Origin of the sequence: Aeromonas schubertii (assembly GCF_000820105.1) — a bacterium.
In the GTDB taxonomy this organism is placed as follows: Bacteria; Pseudomonadota; Gammaproteobacteria; order Enterobacterales; family Aeromonadaceae; genus Aeromonas; species Aeromonas schubertii.
The window spans coordinates 170,059-189,531 of the sequence record NZ_CDDB01000068.1; the positions used below are offsets into that span (position 1 = coordinate 170,059).

22 protein-coding genes are annotated in these 19,473 nt (G+C 57.7%); all 22 read left to right on the top strand.

Features of this window, described 5'->3' with window-relative positions:
• The first annotated feature begins 19 nt into the window (after nucleotides 1–19).
• The 22 genes from fliL to BN1133_RS14160 all read left to right on the top strand — a co-directional run bounded on the left by fliL (nucleotide 20) and on the right by BN1133_RS14160 (nucleotide 19,386).
• Complete coding sequence (gene fliL, locus BN1133_RS14055) at nucleotides 20–541, top strand: flagellar basal body-associated protein FliL (RefSeq protein ID WP_050667122.1); 522 nt, start codon at nucleotides 20–22, stop codon at nucleotides 539–541.
• A 7-nt stretch (nucleotides 542–548) separates the two neighbouring features.
• A complete protein-coding gene (gene fliM / locus BN1133_RS14060; RefSeq protein ID WP_050667123.1) occupies nucleotides 549–1,616 on the top strand; it encodes a flagellar motor switch protein FliM in 1,068 nt (355 codons plus the stop codon).
• Nucleotides 1,617–1,646: 30 nt separating this feature from the next.
• Nucleotides 1,647–2,051 (top strand): flagellar motor switch protein FliN, encoded by a 405-nt coding sequence (fliN, locus tag BN1133_RS14065; protein ID WP_050667124.1) that lies wholly within the window; start codon nucleotides 1,647–1,649, stop codon nucleotides 2,049–2,051.
• A complete protein-coding gene (gene fliO / locus BN1133_RS14070) occupies nucleotides 2,048–2,419 on the top strand; it encodes a flagellar biosynthetic protein FliO (RefSeq protein ID WP_050667125.1) in 372 nt (123 codons plus the stop codon). Before fliN ends, fliO begins: the two co-directional genes overlap by 4 nt.
• The gene (gene fliP / locus BN1133_RS14075) at nucleotides 2,412–3,152 is read left to right on the top strand and encodes a flagellar type III secretion system pore protein FliP (protein ID WP_050667126.1); all 741 of its coding nucleotides are present in this window, start codon (nucleotides 2,412–2,414) and stop codon (nucleotides 3,150–3,152) included. Before fliO ends, fliP begins: the two co-directional genes overlap by 8 nt.
• Before the next feature lie 9 nt (nucleotides 3,153–3,161).
• On the top strand, nucleotides 3,162–3,431 hold the full coding sequence (gene fliQ, locus BN1133_RS14080) for a flagellar biosynthesis protein FliQ (protein WP_005356543.1): 270 nt from the start codon (nucleotides 3,162–3,164) through the stop codon (nucleotides 3,429–3,431).
• Nucleotides 3,428–4,225: a flagellar biosynthetic protein FliR gene (gene fliR, locus BN1133_RS14085; protein ID WP_082178014.1), complete on the top strand. Its 798-nt coding sequence runs from the start codon at nucleotides 3,428–3,430 to the stop codon at nucleotides 4,223–4,225. The genes fliQ and fliR overlap by 4 nt, the downstream gene beginning before the upstream one ends.
• Nucleotides 4,218–5,348, top strand: coding sequence for a flagellar biosynthesis protein FlhB (flhB, locus tag BN1133_RS14090; RefSeq protein ID WP_050667127.1), 1,131 nt, complete (start codon nucleotides 4,218–4,220; stop codon nucleotides 5,346–5,348). Before fliR ends, flhB begins: the two co-directional genes overlap by 8 nt.
• 105 nt (nucleotides 5,349–5,453) lie before the next feature.
• Nucleotides 5,454–7,556, top strand: coding sequence for a flagellar biosynthesis protein FlhA (flhA, locus tag BN1133_RS14095; protein WP_050667128.1), 2,103 nt, complete (start codon nucleotides 5,454–5,456; stop codon nucleotides 7,554–7,556).
• A gap of 16 nt (nucleotides 7,557–7,572) precedes the next feature.
• A complete protein-coding gene (gene flhF / locus BN1133_RS14100; protein ID WP_050667129.1) occupies nucleotides 7,573–8,979 on the top strand; it encodes a flagellar biosynthesis GTPase FlhF in 1,407 nt (468 codons plus the stop codon).
• Nucleotides 8,972–9,856 carry a MinD/ParA family protein gene (locus tag BN1133_RS14105; protein ID WP_050667130.1) on the top strand — a complete coding sequence of 295 codons (885 nt, stop codon included), beginning with the start codon at nucleotides 8,972–8,974 and terminating at the stop codon, nucleotides 9,854–9,856. Before flhF ends, BN1133_RS14105 begins: the two co-directional genes overlap by 8 nt.
• Nucleotides 9,849–10,565: an RNA polymerase sigma factor FliA gene (locus BN1133_RS14110; protein ID WP_050667131.1), complete on the top strand. Its 717-nt coding sequence runs from the start codon at nucleotides 9,849–9,851 to the stop codon at nucleotides 10,563–10,565. Before BN1133_RS14105 ends, BN1133_RS14110 begins: the two co-directional genes overlap by 8 nt.
• A 126-nt stretch (nucleotides 10,566–10,691) precedes the next feature.
• Nucleotides 10,692–11,063, top strand: a complete 372-nt coding sequence (cheY, locus tag BN1133_RS14115) for a chemotaxis response regulator CheY (protein ID WP_437125682.1) — start codon at nucleotides 10,692–10,694, stop codon at nucleotides 11,061–11,063.
• Between the two features lie 14 nt (nucleotides 11,064–11,077).
• Nucleotides 11,078–11,815, top strand: a complete 738-nt coding sequence (locus BN1133_RS14120) for a protein phosphatase CheZ (RefSeq protein ID WP_050667132.1) — start codon at nucleotides 11,078–11,080, stop codon at nucleotides 11,813–11,815.
• An 11-nt stretch (nucleotides 11,816–11,826) separates the two neighbouring features.
• Complete coding sequence (locus BN1133_RS14125) at nucleotides 11,827–13,998, top strand: chemotaxis protein CheA (RefSeq protein ID WP_050667133.1); 2,172 nt, start codon at nucleotides 11,827–11,829, stop codon at nucleotides 13,996–13,998.
• A gap of 33 nt (nucleotides 13,999–14,031) precedes the next feature.
• Nucleotides 14,032–15,147, top strand: coding sequence for a protein-glutamate methylesterase/protein-glutamine glutaminase (locus BN1133_RS14130; RefSeq protein ID WP_050667134.1), 1,116 nt, complete (start codon nucleotides 14,032–14,034; stop codon nucleotides 15,145–15,147).
• Nucleotides 15,147–15,884, top strand: coding sequence for a flagellar motor protein (locus tag BN1133_RS14135; protein ID WP_050667165.1), 738 nt, complete (start codon nucleotides 15,147–15,149; stop codon nucleotides 15,882–15,884). Before BN1133_RS14130 ends, BN1133_RS14135 begins: the two co-directional genes overlap by 1 nt.
• A 2-nt stretch (nucleotides 15,885–15,886) precedes the next feature.
• Nucleotides 15,887–16,804 carry a flagellar motor protein MotB gene (locus tag BN1133_RS14140; RefSeq protein WP_050667135.1) on the top strand — a complete coding sequence of 306 codons (918 nt, stop codon included), beginning with the start codon at nucleotides 15,887–15,889 and terminating at the stop codon, nucleotides 16,802–16,804.
• A 4-nt stretch (nucleotides 16,805–16,808) separates the two neighbouring features.
• Nucleotides 16,809–17,603, top strand: coding sequence for a ParA family protein (locus BN1133_RS14145; protein ID WP_050667136.1), 795 nt, complete (start codon nucleotides 16,809–16,811; stop codon nucleotides 17,601–17,603).
• Complete coding sequence (locus BN1133_RS14150; protein WP_153006723.1) at nucleotides 17,600–18,433, top strand: chemotaxis protein CheW; 834 nt, start codon at nucleotides 17,600–17,602, stop codon at nucleotides 18,431–18,433. The genes BN1133_RS14145 and BN1133_RS14150 overlap by 4 nt, the downstream gene beginning before the upstream one ends.
• Nucleotides 18,434–18,495: 62 nt before the next feature.
• A complete protein-coding gene (locus tag BN1133_RS14155) occupies nucleotides 18,496–18,984 on the top strand; it encodes a chemotaxis protein CheW (protein WP_005357667.1) in 489 nt (162 codons plus the stop codon).
• Between the two features lie 84 nt (nucleotides 18,985–19,068).
• On the top strand, nucleotides 19,069–19,386 hold the full coding sequence (locus BN1133_RS14160; protein ID WP_231686276.1) for a DUF2802 domain-containing protein: 318 nt from the start codon (nucleotides 19,069–19,071) through the stop codon (nucleotides 19,384–19,386).
• Nucleotides 19,387–19,473 lie beyond the last annotated feature (87 nt).

Sequence of the window (19,473 nt, forward strand, 5' to 3'; positions counted from 1 at the left end):
GTGACATGGTGGCGTGGCGATGGCAGATGACAGCGAATTAACCCTCAAGGATAAGGGAAGCGGCAAGAAAAAAATCATCATCATTGGTGCAATTGCGCTGGTGTTGCTGGCCGGTGGCGGTGGTGCCGCCTGGTTTTTGCTGGGTGGTTCGGGTGAGCCGTCAGCGCCTGCCGAGACGACCGAGAGTGCAGAAGCACCCGCCAAGGCGGATACCAAGGGACAGCCGCCCCTCTATGTGGGCATGCCTCGTCCCTTTGTCTTCAACGTGAGTGGACAGAGCCGGGATCGTCTGGTGCAGATCAAGGTCCAGTTGATGGTACGAGGTGCCGCCAACGATGGATTGGCAAGACAGCATATTCCGCTCATCGAGGGGACATTGCTGCGTGTCTTCAGTGCCGCCACCGCCGAGCAGCTCTCTACCTTCGAAGGCAAGGAGAAGCTGCGTACCGATGCGCTGGAGGAGAGTCAGCGGGTACTCAAGGAGCTGACCAAGGAGAACGTGGTGGAACAGGTACTCTTTACCGGCTTTGTGATGCAGTAGGTGAACCGTGAGTGATCTCTTAAGCCAGGACGAAATCGATGCCCTGCTCCACGGGGTGGATGAGGTCGAAGAGGAGGAGGTCGGCCCTTCGGGTGGACCCGGTGTTGCCTCGTTTGACTTCTCCTCCCAGGATCGCATCGTCCGGGGTCGTATGCCGACTCTGGAGTTGGTTAACGAGCGTTTTGCCCGCCACATGCGGATCAGCCTCTTCAACATGATGCGCCGCACTGCCGAGGTATCGATCAACGGGGTGCAGATGCTGAAGTTTGGCGAGTATGTGCACACCCTGTTTGTTCCGACCAGTCTCAACATGGTGCGTTTTCGCCCCCTGAAAGGGACCGCCCTCATCACCATGGAGGCGCGTCTGGTCTTCATCCTGGTGGAAAATTTCTTCGGTGGCGATGGTCGCTACCATGCCAAGATCGAGGGGCGTGAATTTACCCCTACCGAGCGGCGCATCATTCAGATGTTGCTCAAGCTGGTGTTCGAGGATTACAAGGACGCCTGGGCCCCTGTGATGGATGTGGGGTTTGAATACCTCGACTCCGAAGTCAACCCGGCCATGGCCAACATAGTGAGCCCGACCGAGGTGATCGTGATCAGCTCGTTTCACATCGAACTCGATGGTGGGGGCGGGGATTTCCATGTGGCCATGCCCTACTCCATGCTCGAGCCCATCCGCGAGCTGCTCGATGCCGGTGTCCAGAGTGACAAGGGCGATACCGATGTGCGCTGGAGCAAGGCGCTGCGCGATGAGATCATGGATGTCAAAGTGGGCCTGCGTGCCAAGTTGCTCGAGACCGACATCAGTTTGCGCGAGTTGATGGAGCTGCAACCCGGTGACATCATTCCGGTGGAGATGCCGGAGAACCTGCTCGTCTTTGTAGAAGATCTGCCCACATTCCACGCCAAGATGGGGCGTACTCGCGAGAGGGTTGCCCTCAAGATCACCGACAAACTCAAGCGTCCCGATTCAGTGAAGAATGAGATGCATCTGGTCACCCGGGGTGGGGTCAGGATCGACGGGGATGTGGAGCTCGAGGAGCTCGAGCGTGGCATTCAGGAACAGCAGTAAACCCGATTCAAGAACAAGGATTCGACAAACATGAGTGGAAACGACGAAGAGCAGGACCTGATGGCGGACGCCTGGGCGGCGGCACTGGAGGAGCAGGTGGCCTCCGAGACGGCCGAGGTCAAACCGGCCCCCCTGGAGGAGCTGCAGGAAGAGCCCCCCATCTCGGCCGAAGAGCGTCGCAAGCTCGACACCATACTCGATATTCCCGTGACCATCTCGATGGAAGTGGGGCGCAGCCAGATCAGCATCCGCAATCTGTTGCAGCTTAACCAGGGCTCGGTGGTGGAGCTGGATCGGGTGGCCGGCGAGCCTCTCGACGTACTGGTCAACGGCACCCTGATCGCCCACGGCGAGGTGGTGGTGGTGAATGACAAGTTCGGTATCCGCCTGACCGATGTCATCAGCCAGATCGAGCGGATCAAGAAACTCAAATGATGCGATATCTCTGGCTGTTATTGCCTCTTCCCCTGTGGGCCGAGCCCACCGGTGCCAGCACGCCCAACATGACCTCATGGCTACTTTCGAGTCTGCTGGTGATCGGTCTCATCGTGGTGCTCGGAGCGCTGCTCAAGAAATCCCGTCTCTCCCAGAGCCTCAATGGTGGCCAGATGAAGGTGGTTGCCACCCTGCCCCTTGGGGTCAAAGAGAAGCTGATGGTGGTCAGGGTGGGTGAGCAGCAATATCTGCTCGGTGTCACCCCGGCTCAGGTCAGTTTTCTCTCCCGCCTCGAGACGCCCCTCGATGAAACCCAGCCCTTTGCGCAGCAACTGGGCAAGCTGATGAAAAAGGATGATCATGCGTAGCCTGCTCTGGCTTGGCTTGCTGTTGGCGGCGCCGCTCTGTTTTGGCCAGGACGGGATGTCGGCGGTGACGGTCACCACCAACACCGACGGGAGTCAGGAGTACAGCCTGACCCTGCAGGTGTTGGCGCTGATGACGGCGCTCTCCTTCCTGCCGGCCATCGTCATCATGATGACCTCCTTTACCCGTATCGTGGTGGTACTCGGTATTTTGCGTCAGGCCATCGGTTTGCAGCAGAGTCCCTCCAATCAGGTACTGATCGGTATCGCGCTCTTCATGTCGTTCTTCATCATGTCGCCTGTGCTCGATCGCATCAATGATGAGGCGCTGCAACCCTATCTGGCCGAGACCATCACCTCAAAGGAAGCCCTGGCCAAGGCGCAGGTTCCCCTGCAGCAGTTCATGTTGTCCCAGACGCGCATCAAGGATCTCAACACCTTTATGGAGATCGCCAATGTGAAGGTGGATAAGCCGCAGGATGTGCCCATGCGCGTGCTGATCCCGGCCTTCGTGACCAGTGAGCTCAAGACGGCCTTCCAGATAGGATTTATGCTCTTCTTGCCGTTTCTGGTCATCGATCTGGTGGTGGCCAGTATACTGATGGCCATGGGCATGATGATGCTCTCGCCCATGATAGTGTCGCTTCCCTTCAAGCTGATGCTGTTTGTGATGGTCGATGGCTGGAACCTCATCATGGGCAGTCTGGCCACCAGTTTTGGCCTGGGCAGCGGCTAAGGAGTCGCCATGTCACCGGAAACCTTCGTCGATGTGTTTCGTGAGGCACTCTGGATTGTAAGCGTCATGGTGTGTGCCGTCATACTCCCCAGCCTGCTGGTGGGTCTGGTGGTCTCCATCTTCCAGGCGGCCACCTCTATCAACGAGCAGACCTTGAGTTTTCTGCCCCGTCTTATCGTCACCCTGCTGGCACTGGCCCTTGGAGCCCATTGGGGGATGCAGAGCCTGATGGATTTCTTCATTCTGATGGTGCAGCAGATCCCCGAGGTGGTGGGTTGACCGTCTCCACCGGCCTCATCATGGAGTGGTTGGCCTCCTTCATCTGGCCCCTCTGCCGGATTGGCGGCATGTTGATGGTGATGGTGGTCTTTGGCAGCCGTTTGGTGCCGATGCAGGTACGGCTGTTGCTCAGCCTCGCCATTACCATGGTGGTGGTGCCCGTTCTTCCTCCCATGCCGGCCGATCCCCTCTTCTCGGGGGCGGGCTTTCTCATCACGGTGCAGCAGATCCTGATCGGGGTTGCGATGGGGCAGTTGACCCTGTTTCTGACCGAGAGTTTCATCATGGGCGGCCAGGTGCTGGCGATGCAGACCAGCCTTGGCTTTGCCTCCCTGGTCGACCCCATGAACGGCCAGTCGGCCCCCGTGGTGGGGCAGTTTTATCTGATGCTGGCGACCTTGGTCTTTCTGGCCGTTGATGGCCATCTGCTGCTGTTACGGCTGGTGATCCTCAGCTTCGATACCTTGCCGGTCTCCCAGTCGGGCATACCGGCGGTAATGTACCGGGATCTGGCTGCCTTCCTCGGAGTCATGTTTCAGGCTGCCTTGGTGATGTCACTGTCGGCCATCATTGCCCTGCTGCTTATCAACTTCTCGTTTGGGGTGATGACCCGGGCTGCTCCCCAATTGAATATCTTCAGCATGGGATTTGCGGTCAGCATGATCGCCGGTCTCTTCATCATCTGGCTCACCATCGGCAACTTTACCGAACACTTCGATCATCTGTGGCTACGGGTACAGGAGTTGCTTTGCCTGACCATAGGCACCCGGTGTGAGGGAGGCATAGATGGCTGAGACCGATCAGGAACGATCGGAGTTACCCACCGGTAAACGACTTCAGGAAGCACGGGACAAGGGTCAGATCCCCCGTTCTCGCGAGTTGGGGACGGCCAGCGTCCTGCTGGCGGCCTGCTTTGCCCTGATGATGATTAAAGGGAGTCTTGCCTCCTCGCTGGTCTCCATCTTTCGACAGGGTTTCTCGCTGGAGCGCGAGCAGATCTTCGATCCCCATGCCATGGGGACTCTGCTGACCGAGTTGATCAAGGCCTTGATTGAACCGCTTGGCATTCTCTTCTTTCTGGTCATGGTGGCCTCGTTTGTCGGCAATATCCTGATGGGGGGATTTAACTTCTCCACCGAGGCGATGCTGCCCAAGTTTAACAAGCTCAATCCCCTCAATGGCCTCAAGCGCATGTTTGGGGTCCAGTCGTTGGTCGAGTTGCTCAAGTCCATCGCCAAAGTGCTCTTTATCGCCCTCTTTGCCTGGTGGTTGCTGGCCAGTCAGTTCGATCACCTGATGCATCTCTCCGTCGAGGGGTTTCCTGGCGGGGTGATCGATGCCCTCGAACTCTTCCTGTGGATGATAGTGGTGCTTTGTTGCTCACTCTTGCCCATCGTCGCCATCGATGTGCCCTTCCAGCAGTGGAACCATATGCGCCAGCTCAAGATGACCAAGCAGGAGGTCAAGGACGAGTATCGGGATACCGAGGGCAAACCCGAGGTCAAGGGGAGGATCCGTCGCCTGCAGATGGAGATGGCGATGCGGCGTATGATGGGAGACGTCCCCAAGGCCGATGTTGTCATCACCAACCCGAGTCACTACTCGGTGGCCCTGCAGTATGATCCCAAGCGACCCGGTGCAGCGCCCAAGGTGCTGGCCAAAGGGGTCGACGAGGTGGCGATGAAGATCCGCGAGATTGCCCGTGAGTACGAGATACCGATCCTGCCCTCACCGGCACTGACCCGTGCCATCTACCACAGCACCGAACTGGGTCACGAAATCCCGGAGGGACTCTTCGCGGCGGTGGCGCAGGTGCTGGCTTATGTCTATCAACTCAAGCAGTTCCGTCGTGGGCGGGGACATCGTCCGAGACCCCTGGCTCAGGAGCTGCCTATCCCCGACGAGTATCGCAAGTGACGGTGTTCTGACGACACAGAGATAACCCATTGATAATCCTTGTGATAGATAAATGGAACGGTTTTTGCTTTGTGGGGCTAGGTGTAGTCAGACGCGATACGAACGATGGAAATGACCCAGATGCTGACCCGGCTAAAAGGGTATAGAAGCCTCTTCTCCAAGGGATTGGGCACCCCCTTGTTGGTGTTGGCCGCCCTCGGCATGGTGGTGCTGCCCATGCCGGCCTTCCTGCTGGATATTCTCTTTTCGTTCAACATCGCCCTGGCCATGGTGGTGCTTCTGGTCGCCGTCTACACCCGGCGCCCGCTGGAGTTTGCCGCTTTTCCGACCGTATTGCTGATCGCTACCTTGTTGCGTCTAGCACTGAACGTGGCGTCAACCCGGGTGGTGCTGCTCGAGGGTCACAATGGTCCCGCGGCGGCGGGCCATGTCATCGAGGCGTTTGGCTCTGTGGTCATCGGCGGCAACTATGCGGTTGGTCTCATCGTCTTCTTGATCCTGATGATCATCAACTTCGTGGTGGTCACCAAGGGTGCCGGCCGTATTTCCGAGGTGAGCGCCCGTTTCACCCTCGATGCCATGCCCGGCAAACAGATGGCTATCGACGCCGACCTCAACGCCGGCCTCATCAACCAGGAAGAGGCGAAGAAGCGCCGTCAGGAGGTGACCTCTGAGGCGGATTTCTACGGCTCGATGGACGGTGCTTCCAAATTTGTAAAAGGGGATGCCATCGCCGGCATCATGGTGCTCTTTATCAACATCATCGGTGGCTTCATCATCGGCATGGTGCAGCATGGGCTGAGCTTTGGTGAAGCGACCCGCATCTATACCCTGCTCACCATAGGTGATGGTCTGGTGGCCCAGATCCCCTCCCTGATGCTCTCTATTGCCGCCGCCATCATAGTCACGCGTCAAAATACCGATCAGGACATGGGGCAGGCGGTGTTGGGTCAGCTCTTCAATAATCCGCGCTCTCTCATCATTACTGCCGCCATCTTGCTGATCATGGGGGTGGTACCGGGTATGCCCCATATGGCATTCCTCTCCCTTGGGGTGCTCTGTGCCGGTATCGCCTGGTGGCTGCTGCAGCGCGAGAAGCGGCTGGCGGCCCAGCCCAAGGAGGACAGTGCGCTGCAAGGAGAGCTGGAGACGCCGCACGAGCATCGTGACTTGAGCTGGGACGATGTGATGCCGGTGGATGTGATAGGCCTTGAGGTGGGCTATCAGTTGATCCCCCTGGTCGATCGTAGCCAGGGAGGGGAGCTGTTGACCCGGATCAAGGGAGTGCGCAAGAAGCTCTCTCAGGAGCTGGGCTTTCTGGTGCCTGCGGTACATATTCGCGACAACCTGGATCTGGCACCCAATCAGTACCGTATCACCCTGATGGGGGTGAGCACGGGTGAGGCGCAGATCTACCACGACAAGGAGATGGCCATCAACCCGGGCCAGGTCTTTGGCTCCATCAATGGGGTCCCGACACGGGATCCCGCGTTTGGCCTCGAGGCGCTCTGGATAGGCAAGGATCAGGTCTCCCATGCCCAGACTCTGGGTTATACGGTAGTGGATGCGGCGACCGTGGTGGCCACTCACCTCAGCCAGCTGCTCTCCAATCAGGCGGCACTGCTGCTGGGGCACGACGAGGTACAGCAACTGCTCGACATGGTGGCCAAGCATCAGGCCAAGTTGGTCGACGGTCTGGTTCCCGAGGTGATCTCCATGGGCAATCTGGTCAAGGTGCTGCAAAACCTGCTGGGTGAAGGGGTGCCGATCCGCGACATGCGCACCATACTGCAAACGTTGGTGGAGTATGCCCCCCGCAGCCAGGATCCTGAGGTGTTGACCGCCGCATGCCGTATCGCCCTGCGTCGCCTCATCGTGCAAGAGATCGCCGGGACCGAGGCCGAGTTGCCGGTGATTACTCTGGCGCCAGAGCTGGAACGTATATTGCATCAGTCGCTTCAGGCTGGTGGCAGTGAAGGGGCCGGTATTGAGCCGGGCCTGGCCGAGCGGATGCAGAGGTCACTGGCCGAGGCAACCCAGCAGCAGGAGTTGGAGGGTCAGCCTGCTGTATTGCTGACATCGGGAATTTTGCGCAACACCCTTGCCAAGTTTGTGAAGAATGCGATTCCGGGGTTGCGCGTCCTGTCCTACCAGGAAGTGCCTGACGACAAACAGATCCGTATCGTCAGCGCGGTGGGACAGAACTAGTGAGCGGAGATGACAGGTGAAGATTAAGCGGTTTTTTGCCAAGGACATGCGCACTGCGTTGGCAGAGGTCAAGGAGACGTTAGGCCCTGACGCTGTGATCATGTCCAATAAAAAGGTCACCGGAGGAGTCGAGATTGTCGCCGCTGTGGATTATCAGTCTCAAACGGTGTCAAGCAAGGAGCCTGCGCGTGCCTCTTTAGGGGATGAACGCGTCAATATTTCGACGGCTGGTCGTCAAATGACGACCGCTACAGCGTCAAAAGAGGAGCACTACGCCGATAGTTTGGCGGCGTTGCTCGCCCGCCAGCAGCAGGCGAAGGGGGGTGGACAACGGGTTGCCCCCTCTGTCGCCCCCGTTGCCGAGGGGGCCCCCCGTACCCTGGCCGAGCAGGCCCAATGGGAGGCACAGCCTCAGGCCAAGCCCAGAGCACGCAGTAATGGCGCGGCTCGGACTGCCAATACGGCTCGCGAGGGCGCCCCACGCGATCGGGAGCTTGAGGGGATGCGCCAGGAGATGGCCAGCATTCGTAAGCTGCTCGAGCATCAAATCTCCGGCCTGATGTGGCAAGAGGTGGAGCGGCGTGAACCCATGCGTGCCCTGCTTATCAAAGAGCTCAAGAAGATAGGCTTCGACGATGCCTATGCCGATCAGTTGGCGGGCATGGTGCCCGAGGACATGTCCGTGCACGAGGGCATGGCGCAGATCGCCGAGATCCTCACCTCCCAGCTCAGGGTGGGCGAGGATGAAATCTTGCGTCAGGGAGGAGCGGTGGCACTGCTTGGCCCCACCGGGGTGGGCAAGACCACGACCATCGCCAAGCTGGCCGCCCGTTTTGCCATGAAATATGGTGCCGATCAGGTGGCGCTCATCACCACGGACAATTATCGGATCGGGGCGCATGAGCAGTTGCAAACCTATGGCCGCATCATGGGGTGCCCGGTGCGTCAGGTGCGCGATGCCGAGGAGTTGGCCTCTGTGCTCTATCAGTTCCGTCACCGCCGCCTGGTGCTGATCGACACGGCCGGCATGGGCCAACGGGACGTCCGTCTGACCGAGCAACTCGACACCCTGGTCAAAAATTCCAAGGTCCGTATCCGCAGCTATCTGGTGATGTCGGCAACGTCTCAGCGCCGTGTCATGCAAGAGGCGGTCGACCATTTCAAGCGCATTCCGCTGAGCGGATGCATCCTGACCAAGCTCGACGAGAGCTTGAATCTCGGGGAAGTCATCAACGTTTGCATCCAGAACACCCTGCCCATCTCCTATGTGACCGATGGACAGCGAGTTCCGGAGGATATTCAGGTTGCCAACTCGGCACAACTGATCGGTTCGGCGTTAGGCTCGCTGGAGCGGCAGGTGGAGGAGCCCTATTTCTGGGGGGCCGGGTTTGGTGAGGCTGAAGATTCGGAGTTTTATGAGTAACGTATATATGGATCAGGCAAGTGGGCTGCGCAAAATGCGTCAAAATAACCGGGTTAAGGTGATTGCGGTTTCCGGTGGCAAGGGGGGCGTTGGCAAGACCAACGTCACCCTTAATGTGGCCGGGGCCATGGCGGCCCAGGGCAAGCGGGTCATGGTACTCGATGCTGACCTGGGGCTGGCAAACGTGGATGTGATGCTGGGTCTGCGGGTCCATCGCAACCTCTCCCACGTGCTTTCGGGAGAGTGCACACTCGATGACATCATCATCGAGGGACCCAACGGCATGATGATAGTGCCGGCTACCTCGGGTACTCAATCCATGGTGGAGCTGTCACCGGCGCAACATGCCGGTCTTATCAGGGCCTTTAGCGAGATGAAGACCCAGATCGATGTTTTGATGGTGGACACGGCGGCCGGTATCTCCGACATGGTTCTGAGCTTCGCGCGTGCCGCTCAGGACATCATGGTCGTGGTGTGTGACGAGCCGACCTCCATCACGGATGCCTATGCCCTGATGAAGATCCTCTCCAAGGAGCATGGCGTCTATCGCTTCAAGGTAGTGGCCAACATGGTTCGCAGCCTGCGCGAAGGGCAGGAGCTGTTCGCCAAATTGACCCGAGTGACCGATCGTTTCCTTGAGACTTCGCTGGAATTGGTCGCCTGTATACCCTATGACACGAATCTGAGGCAGGCAGTGCGAAAACAGAAGCTGATCGTGGATGCGTTCCCCAAGTCTCCTGCCTCACTGGCCTTCAGAGCGCTGGCCAACAAGGCAGCGAGCTGGCCTGTGCCCAGCCAGCCGGGGGGACACCTAGAGTTTTTCCTCGAGAGTCTGCTGCAAAATCCGGCCACCATGAAGGAAGGTTCGCGTGAATAAAGCCCAGGCATACTTACGCCATCAGGATTCCTATGCATTGGTCGAGCGCCACTCCCCTCTGGTCAAGCGCATCGCCCAGCATCTGCTGGCACGCCTGCCCAGCAGCGTGCTGCTCGATGACCTGATCCAGGCGGGTATGATTGGGCTCATTGAGGCCTCTCGCAACTTTGATGGCAGCAAAGGGGCCAGTTTTGAGACCTATGCGGGAATCCGAATTCGGGGAGCCATGCTCGACGAGATCCGTCGTGGTGACTGGGTACCCCGTTCGGTTCACCGTAACAGCCGCATGATAGCCGAGGCTATCGATCAGGTTGAGAAGCAGCACGGCAGGGATGCCCGTGACACCGAGGTTGCGGCACAACTCGGTGTGGGCATGGAGGAGTATCACTCCATGTTGCAAGATGTGTCGTGCGGCAAGATCATTGGCATCGAAGATCTCGGGGTCAGCGAGGATGTGCTGGGCGGGGAGGGGGCGAGCGTCACCCACGGCTATGAAGATGTGGCGGCCGAGCGCTTTCAGTCTGCCTTGGCCGATAACATCGCCAAGCTACCGGAGCGCGAGGCGCTGGTGCTCTCCCTCTATTACGACGAAGAGCTGAATTTGCGGGAGATCGGCGAGATTCTCAACGTCAGCGAGTCGCGCGTCAGTCAAATTCATAGCCAGGCAATGCACAGATTGCGTGCCAGGTTGCGTGATTGGCAAGCATAACTCTTTGTACTGTCTACACTAAAAAAACGGTGTAGGGCATAATAGTCACCACAAGTATCTGCATTCTGCATCATGAACGCCGGCCGTCTGCAGACGGCCGTTTAGGAGGGAATTTTGGACAAGAACATGAAAATCCTCATTGTTGATGACTTCTCGACAATGCGTCGGATTATCAAGAACTTGCTAAGAGATCTTGGCTTCAACAACACCCATGAAGCCGATGACGGCAACACAGCCCTGCCCATGCTCAAAAACGGTGATTTCCAGTTTGTCGTAACCGACTGGAACATGCCTGGCATGCAAGGGATCGACCTGCTCAAGGCCATTCGTGCCGATGACAAGCTCAAGCATCTTCCTGTCCTGATGGTGACGGCTGAAGCCAAGCGTGAACAGATCATTGAGGCAGCACAGGCCGGGGTGAACGGCTATATCGTCAAGCCTTTCACTGCAGCCACTCTCAAAGAGAAGCTCGACAAGATCTTCGAGCGCATTGGCTGAGAGGAGCCCCAAGGATGATGGTCAAGACGAGCGCAATCATTACGCTTGAGCAGGCACGGACGCTCGTCTCCCTTCTCGAGCAGGAGGAGTTTGGCAGAGCAGACGAATTGTTGGCCGAGGTATGCGTACCTAACGCCAGCTCCCTGTTTGAGAAGGTGGGTCAACTGACTCGCCAACTCCACACCTCCCTTAATGAGTTTCGATTGGATCCTCGCATTCCGACCCTTGCGACCCATGAGATCCCCGACGCCCGTGAGCACCTCAGCTATGTCATTGACATGACCGACAAGGCGGCCAATAGAACCATGGATGCCGTCGAGGCGAGTTTGCCCATCGCAGATCGTCTCAATGACGGGATCCAGTCCGTTCTACCCAATTGGCAGGCTCTGATGGGGCGCAGCCTCGATGTGGGCCAGTTCAAGGTTTTGTGTCATCAACTCGATGATTTTCTTAAGTCTTCTGAGGCGGACGCCGATACGTTAAGGCAACTGTTGACTGAAATTCTGATGGCTCAGGATTTTCAGGACCTCACCGGCCAGATGATTCGCAAAGTCATCAAGCTGGTTCAGGAGGTCGAGACTAAATTAGTAGAGATGTTGACGATGTTTGGTGATGTCGGAGCTGAACCCCCGAAACCCGTGCCTCGCAACGCGATCGAAGCAGAAGGTCCCATCATCAATGCCGAACATCGCGATGATGTGGTCAATGGCCAGGATGACGTGGATGACCTTCTCTCCAGTCTTGGATTCTAATGGAGTGACGAATGGGCTTTGAAGTTGATGAGGACATACTGCAGGACTTTCTGGTCGAGGCATCCGAAATCTTGGAGCAACTGTCAGAGCAGCTCGTAGATCTCGAGAAACGGCCCGATGACAGCAACCTGCTAAATGCCATCTTCCGCGGATTTCACACGGTTAAGGGTGGTGCCGGTTTTCTCTCTCTCACCGAGCTGGTTGATGCCTGTCACGGTGCGGAGAATGTTTTCGACATTCTTCGCAACGGGAAGCGACGGGTTACCCCCGAGCTGATGGATGTGATCCTGCAGGCGTTGGATGCCATCAACGAGATGTTCGCGCAGGTGCAAAATCGTGAGCAGCCGAGCCCGGCTCCTGACGATGTACTGCATGACCTGCATGAACTCTGCAAACCTGAGGGGGAAGAGCAGCTTCGCTCTACCGCTTCCGGAGGAAGTTCCTCCCCGGCACCAGCCCCGGAGCCAGAGGTCGCAGCAACGCCTGTCGCCGAGGTCGTAGAACCCATGCCGATGGATCCCGGTACTCAGGGGGGGATCGACGAGATCTCATCGGATGAGTTTGAGCGTCTGCTCGACGAATTGCACGGTGAGGGCAAGAGCCCGACCACAGTTACTGCATCTTCCCCTGCGGCGGTTCAATCCGAGAGCGGTGACATCACAGATGACGAGTTCGAGGCCCTGCTCGATCAGCTTCATGGCAAGGGGGCCCACAGCGGGGCTCCTGCGCCGAATCCATTAAAAGATGTCCAGCGGGAGGTCGATCAGCTCATCGGTGATGACGAGTTCGAACGCCTGTTGGATCAATTACATGGTTCGGGCCAGGGGCCCACGGCCAAAGATGCTCCCGAGCCTCCCAAACCGGTTGCACCTCCTGCGCCCAAACCGGCCACTGCACAGCCCGAAGTGAAGCCGGCTCCTCAGCCTGCCGCAACCAAGAGCGAGAGCAAGCCGGCTCCGGCAAAGGCTCCGGCTCCGGCCGAGGGCGCGAAAGAGAGTGCTGCCGCTCAGGCTGATACCACGGTTCGTGTCGACACCAAGACCCTGGATGTGATCATGAACATGGTTGGTGAGCTGGTGCTGGTGAGAAACCGCCTGGTGAGCCTGGGGATTGCCAGCAACGATGAAGACATGGCGAAGGCAGTTGCCAATCTGGACGTGGTCACTGCCGACCTGCAAGGGGCGGTGATGAAGACCCGCATGCAGCCCATCAAGAAGGTCTTCGGTCGTTTCCCCCGGGTCGTACGTGATCTGGCTCGTTCGCTGAAAAAAGAGATCGATCTGGTGCTGATCGGAGAGGATACCGATCTTGACAAGAACCTGGTCGAAGCCCTTGCCGATCCGTTGGTACACCTGGTGCGTAACTCCTGTGATCACGGTGTCGAGATGCCGGATGTTCGCGCTGCCGCCGGAAAACCCCGTCAGGGCACCATAACCCTGAGCGCCTCTCAGGAGGGGGATCATATTCTGCTCTGTATCGAGGACGATGGGGCGGGTATGGATCCCGAAAAGCTCAAGTCCATTGCCATCGAGCGTGGGGTGCTGGATGCGGATGCAGCAGCCAGGATGACGGATAACGAAGCGTATAACCTTATTTTTGCCGCCGGCTTCTCGACCAAGAAAGAGATCTCGGAGATTTCGGGTCGTGGTGTCGGGATGGATGTGGTCAAGACCAGCATCATCAGCCTGAACGGTTCCATCTTTATCGATTCAGAGAAGGGCAAAGGCACGCGCCTGGAGATCAAGGTGCCGTTGACGCTCGCTATTCTGCCGACTCTGATGGTTGAGGTGGGTGAGCAGACCTTCGCTCTTCCCCTTAGCTGTGTGAATGAAATTTTCCACCTGGACCTCAAGAAGGCCAACATGGTGGATGGTCAGCTCACTATCATAGTGCGTGAGAAGGCCATTCCCCTGTTTTATCTCCAGCAGTGGCTGGTTCGTGGTAATCGTCATTACAAGACTCGCCAGGACGCAGGGCATGTGGTGATCGTCCAGATCGGCACCCAGCAGATAGGGTTTGTGGTCGATAACCTGATCGGTCAGGAAGAGGTGGTGATCAAGCCTTTGGACAAGTTGCTGCAAGGAACCCCGGGGATGTCGGGGGCCACCATCACCAGCGATGGGGGTATTGCCTTGATCCTCGATGTACCTAGCCTGCTTAAGGCCTACGCTCGTCGGCACTGATGCCGGCGGCCCAAGGGAGTTATAAGAACAAGAATGGCTGTTAAAGTACTGGTAGTCGATGACTCGAGTTTCTTCAGGCGCCGCGTCAGCGAGATCATCAACCAAGACCCTGCGATGACAGTGGTCGATACGGCGCAGAATGGCCGTGAAGCCGTCGATAAGGCGATGGCCTTACGCCCTGATGTCATCACCATGGACATCGAGATGCCGGTGCTCGATGGGATCAGCGCCGTGCGCGAGATCATGGCGAAATGTCCAACCCCGATCCTGATGTTCTCTTCACTCACCCATGAGGGAGCCAAGGCGACCCTGGATGCTCTCGATGCCGGTGCCCTCGATTTCTTGCCCAAGAAGTTTGAGGACATTGCCCGTGACAAAGAAGAGGCTGTTAACCTGCTGCAGCAGCGAGTTAAGGAGATCTCACGCAAGCGATTCATGATGGGGGCGGCGCGCTCCCGGCCCTCTCCTGAGCCAGCCTCACCGGGTCTGCGCCCTACGCTGTCAACGCCCGTGCGTGCAGTGCCCGATCGCGTGGCCCCTGCAGCTCCGGTTAGCTTCAAGCGCTCCGGTAAAAGTTATCAATTGGTTGCGATTGGCACCTCTACCGGAGGCCCTGTGGCTCTGCAGGCGGTCTTGACCAAGTTGCCGGCCGATTTTCCCCATCCGATTTTGCTTATTCAGCATATGCCGGCCACCTTTACGGCCGCGTTTGCTGCCCGTCTCGACGGGCTATGCAAGATAGGAGTCAAAGAGGCCGCAGACGGCGATGTACTGAAGCCGGGTCAGGCCTATTTGGCGCCTGGCGGCAAGCAGATGCTCATCGATGGCCGTGGTAATGCCGCACGTCTGCGCATTATCGACGGGAATGACAAGGTCAACTACAAGCCATGTGTCGATATTACGTTTGCCTCTGCGGCCAAGTCTCACGGTGACAAGGTATTGGCTATCGTGTTGACCGGCATGGGGGCTGATGGCCGTGATGGGGCGCGTCTGCTGAAAGAGCAGGGCTCGACCATTTGGGCACAGGATGAGGCCAGCTGTGTGGTCTATGGCATGCCACAAGCGGTCGCAAAGGCGGGTATCGCCAGCGAGTCCCTGCCCCTTGACAAGGTTGCGCAGCGAATTCTGGTTGAGTTGGGACGCCAATGATCGGCTGGTTTGGCTTGCTACTGGCGCTGGGCTCGATCGCGTTGGCCCAGCAGTGGCATGGCGGCTCGCTCTGGAATCTGGTCGATGGGCCTGCCTTTGTGATCGTCGTCGGTGGTACCTTGGGGGCTGTGATTTTGCAGACCCCTTCTCTGTACCTCAGGCGGGCACTGCAACAATTCGGTTGGTTGTTTATGCCGCCGGTACTCGAGCTTGAGGCTCAGGCCAGTCGGCTTGAATCGTGGGCTCAGCGTGGCCGTCAATATGGCTTGTTGGCACTGGAAGAGCAGTCCGATCAAGAGCGGGAGCCCTTTACCAAGGCCGGGTTGGGAATGCTGGTTGACGGGGTCGAGCTGGAGCGAATGAGGGATCTTCTCGAGGCCGAAATCATGGTCGAGCAGGAGCGCAACGAACACAGTGCCCGGGTGTTTGAATCCATGGGGGGCTACAGTCCGACCATTGGCATCATAGGGGCAGTGTTGGGCCTTATTCAGGCCATGGTTAAGCTGGAGCAGCCTGCCGAGCTGGGCGCCGGGATCGCCGTGGCCTTCGTGGCAACCATCTATGGCGTGGGCCTGGCCAATCTTCTTTATCTGCCTGTGGCCAATCGGCTGCGGGCTTTTCATTATCATCAACAGCTCTTTCAGGAGATGACCCTGGAGGGGCTGCTCGGCATCGCTCATGGAGAGAGTGCCCCTCAGCTGAGAAGGCGTTTGCAAATCTATCTGAAGGGAGAGTAGTGATGCCTCGCCGCCGCCGTTCGCCCCTTCACCTGCGTGGTCATGAGCATCTGGACCGATGGCTGGTCTCCTATGCCGATTATATGACGCTGATCTTTGCGCTCTTTGTCGTTCTCTATTCGGTGGCCATGGTCAACAAAGAGAAGTACAAGGAGGTACTCGAAGGTGTCACACAGGCGTTCACCATGACAGTTCCACAAGGGAAGGGGATATTGGAGGCGCCGGGTGATGCCGTTGTGCCCGGGGTGTCCGGCGAGATGAGCCCAACCCTGTTACCCCAGACCGAATCGGCTGCCCCGGAGTCCATGATTAAATCGAAGCAAGATGGCGCAGCTCTTGCAGACATTGATGCTCAGTTAGGACAGGCAATGGGAGCTTTGGTGGATGCAGGCCTCGTCAAGCTCAATCGGGATGATGAGTGGCTGACCATTGAGCTCAATTCGGGCCTCTTGTTTGCCAGCGGCAGTGCCAGCCCGAGTCTTAATGCCGGGCCCGTGATCAATGCAGTCTCAAGAATTATCAAACCGGTCGATAACTATGTAAGAGTGCGGGGTTATACGGATAACCAGCAGATAAACAATGAAATTTTCCGCTCAAATTGGCAACTTTCGGCCGCCAGGGCGGGCGTGATTCTCGAGGCCATGGTCAGTGATGGCATCGACCCCCATCGCTTGGCCATGGAGGCGTATGGGGAGTTCTCCCCCTGGAGCGACAATGAGAGTGAATCGGGCAGAGCACAGAATCGCAAGGTGGTGATCGCGCTCTCCCGGTATGCCTGGAAGCCGACGTCCCCGACGGCCAGACAGCCCGTCCAGGTTGAGGCACCCCCCAAGGTAGAGCCAGCTCCGGTGGATAGCAATAACGTGAAGATCATTGAATTACCCGGCGGCGGTATACGCATAACGACAAGGCAGGAATGACGACGTGATAGTGTGGACGGTGGCGAATCAGAAGGGTGGGGTAGGCAAGACGACGACGGTCGTATCGCTGGCCGGTATTCTTGCCCAGCGAGGTAAGCGTGTACTGCTTATCGATACCGATCCTCATGCCTCTCTCACCTCATATCTGGACTACGATTCGGATGGTCTGGAGGCAACCCTTTATGAGTTGTTTCAGGCGGCACGCCCGACCGCCGAGCTTGTCGATAAATTGACGCTCAAGACCAAGTTCGACAACATCAATCTCTTGCCGGCCTCTATCACGCTGGCGACCCTGGACCGTGTCATGGGTAACCGGGAGGGGATGGGGCTTGTTCTCAAACGGGCCTTGCTTCAGGTGCAAGATCGTTACGATTACGCCATCATCGATTGCCCGCCCGTGTTGGGGGTGATGATGGTCAATGCGGTCGCAGCCTGTGATCGCATTCTGGTTCCGGTGCAAACTGAATTCCTGGCCCTCAAGGGGCTGGAGCGCATGATGAAGACCTTTGAGATCATGCAGCGCTCCAAGAAAGGGGGATTCAAATATACGGTCGTGCCGACCATGTTTGACAAGCGAACCCGTGCCTCCTTGATGACCCTCAAGTCTATCAAGGATCAGTATGGCGATGCGGTCTGGCCCTCTGTCATCCCTATTGATACCAAGTTTCGTGATGCCAGTCTGCTGCATGTCCCCCCGTCTATCTATGCACCCGGTAGCCGTGGAACCTATGCCTATCAGACCTTGCTTCAATATCTCGATACCCTGGAGAAGCGTGTCCGGATGGAGGTTGCCCAGTGAGCCAGTCTACTCAAATCAGGGCCATGGATGATTACTTCCACTCCCTCTTGCTGGAGGAAGAGGAGGCCACCGCGCAAGGACACGAGCCACTCCCCGAGCCGAGGCGTTTGGTGGCCGTAGAGACGCGCGTTGCCCCCAGGCCCTATCTGGAGGAGCCGGAGCGACGCGAGCGTCTGGCAGAGCTTCTGTCCCAGGTCGGACAGGTGCAGGAGGAGATGGAGGCGATCACCCATCTGGAGGTAGAGTCACTGGCCATCGAGGCCGAGGAGGTGACTCCCGCCCCCGTCGAGGCGCCACCTGTCACTCATCTGGTGGAAGAGACGCTGGTTGCCGAGGAGAGTGCGCTGGCGCAACCCGAGCCGGACCTTGCCCAGTGGCAAAATATAGAGCCGGGTAGTGAATTTCAGGCCCTCTTCTTCGATGTGTCCGGTGTGACCTTCGCGGTACCCCTGAGTGAGCTGGGGGGAATCCATCGTATTTCCGAGGTCACCTCCATCTTTGGTCAGGCGCCCTGGTTTAGTGGCCTGATGACGATGCGAGAGGAGAAGCTCAAGGTGGTGGATACGGCCCTTTGGGTGATGCCGGATGACCCTCATACGGAGATGGCTCCCTACCACTATCTGATCACGCTCGGTAACTCCAGCTGGGGTCTCTCTTGCCATCACCTCAAAGGGACTGAGCGACTGAAATACGATCAGGTCAAGTGGCGCCATCAGGAGGGCAAGCGCCCCTGGCTGGCAGGCATGGTCAAGGATAAGAAGTGTGCCCTGCTTCATGTTGATGAGCTCCTGCGTTTACTCGATCGGGGCGTCAATATCGAGGGGCGTTAAGAGCAGTCTGGCTTTTTTATTGCTAGTTTTACCTAAGACGTATTCATACAAGGAACACGACGATGAGCGAAAAGCGCAATGTTGCACAGAACCTGGCCGAAGATGAGGTGCTTCAGTGGGTGACCTTCCAGCTGGAAAATGAGACCTATGGCATCAATGTGATGCAGGTTCAGGAGGTGCTCCGCTATACCGAGATTGCGCCGGTTCCTGGGGCTCCCGATTATGTACTGGGGATCATCAACCTGCGTGGTAATGTCGTGACCGTTATCGACACACGTTCCCGTTTTGGTCTGCCGCCGGCGGAAGTGAGTGAGAACTCCCGAATCGTCATCATTGAGGCCGAGAAACAGGTCATAGGCATCATGGTCGACAGCGTGGCTGAGGTGGTCTATCTGCGCTCCTCCGAGATCGACGTGGCTCCGGCGGTGGGCACCGAAGAGAGCGCCAAGTTTATTCAGGGCGTCAGCAACCGGGATGGTCAGTTACTCATTCTGGTCGATCTCAACAAGCTGCTGACCGATGAAGAGTGGGAAGACATTGGTTCGCTTTGAGGATAAACCTTGCAATCGTTGATCATTTGGCTGGCGTTGGGCGCCTCCCTGTTGTCGTGGGGGGCGTGTTTGGCATTATGGGTGATGTTTCGTCGTCACAGTGAACAGGCCCAGGCAGAGCGTGACAGCCTGCTGGGCAAGATTGACAGTCTGCGCAAGCAGCTGACAGAGCTTCATTCAGGAACCATTGGCATGGGGCGTCGCCTGCAGGGTGTGGAGGGCGAGATCCACAAGCTTCAGGAGCATCAGCAAGAGCTGACCTTGCAGGATCCGGACCGGCGTCTCTATAGCCGTGCGGCCAAAATGGTTGAGCTGGGGGCAGATATCAACGAGCTGATGAGCGAGTGCGAGCTCCCCAAGGCTGAGGCCGAGTTATTGATTTCATTGCGAAAAGGACGTTAGTGTCCAGAGTGAGGGGAGGCCGGTGCCTCCCCTCTTTTATTGTTCATTCCAGATCACACTTTTTGCTATTGCCCAACGGCAGTTTGA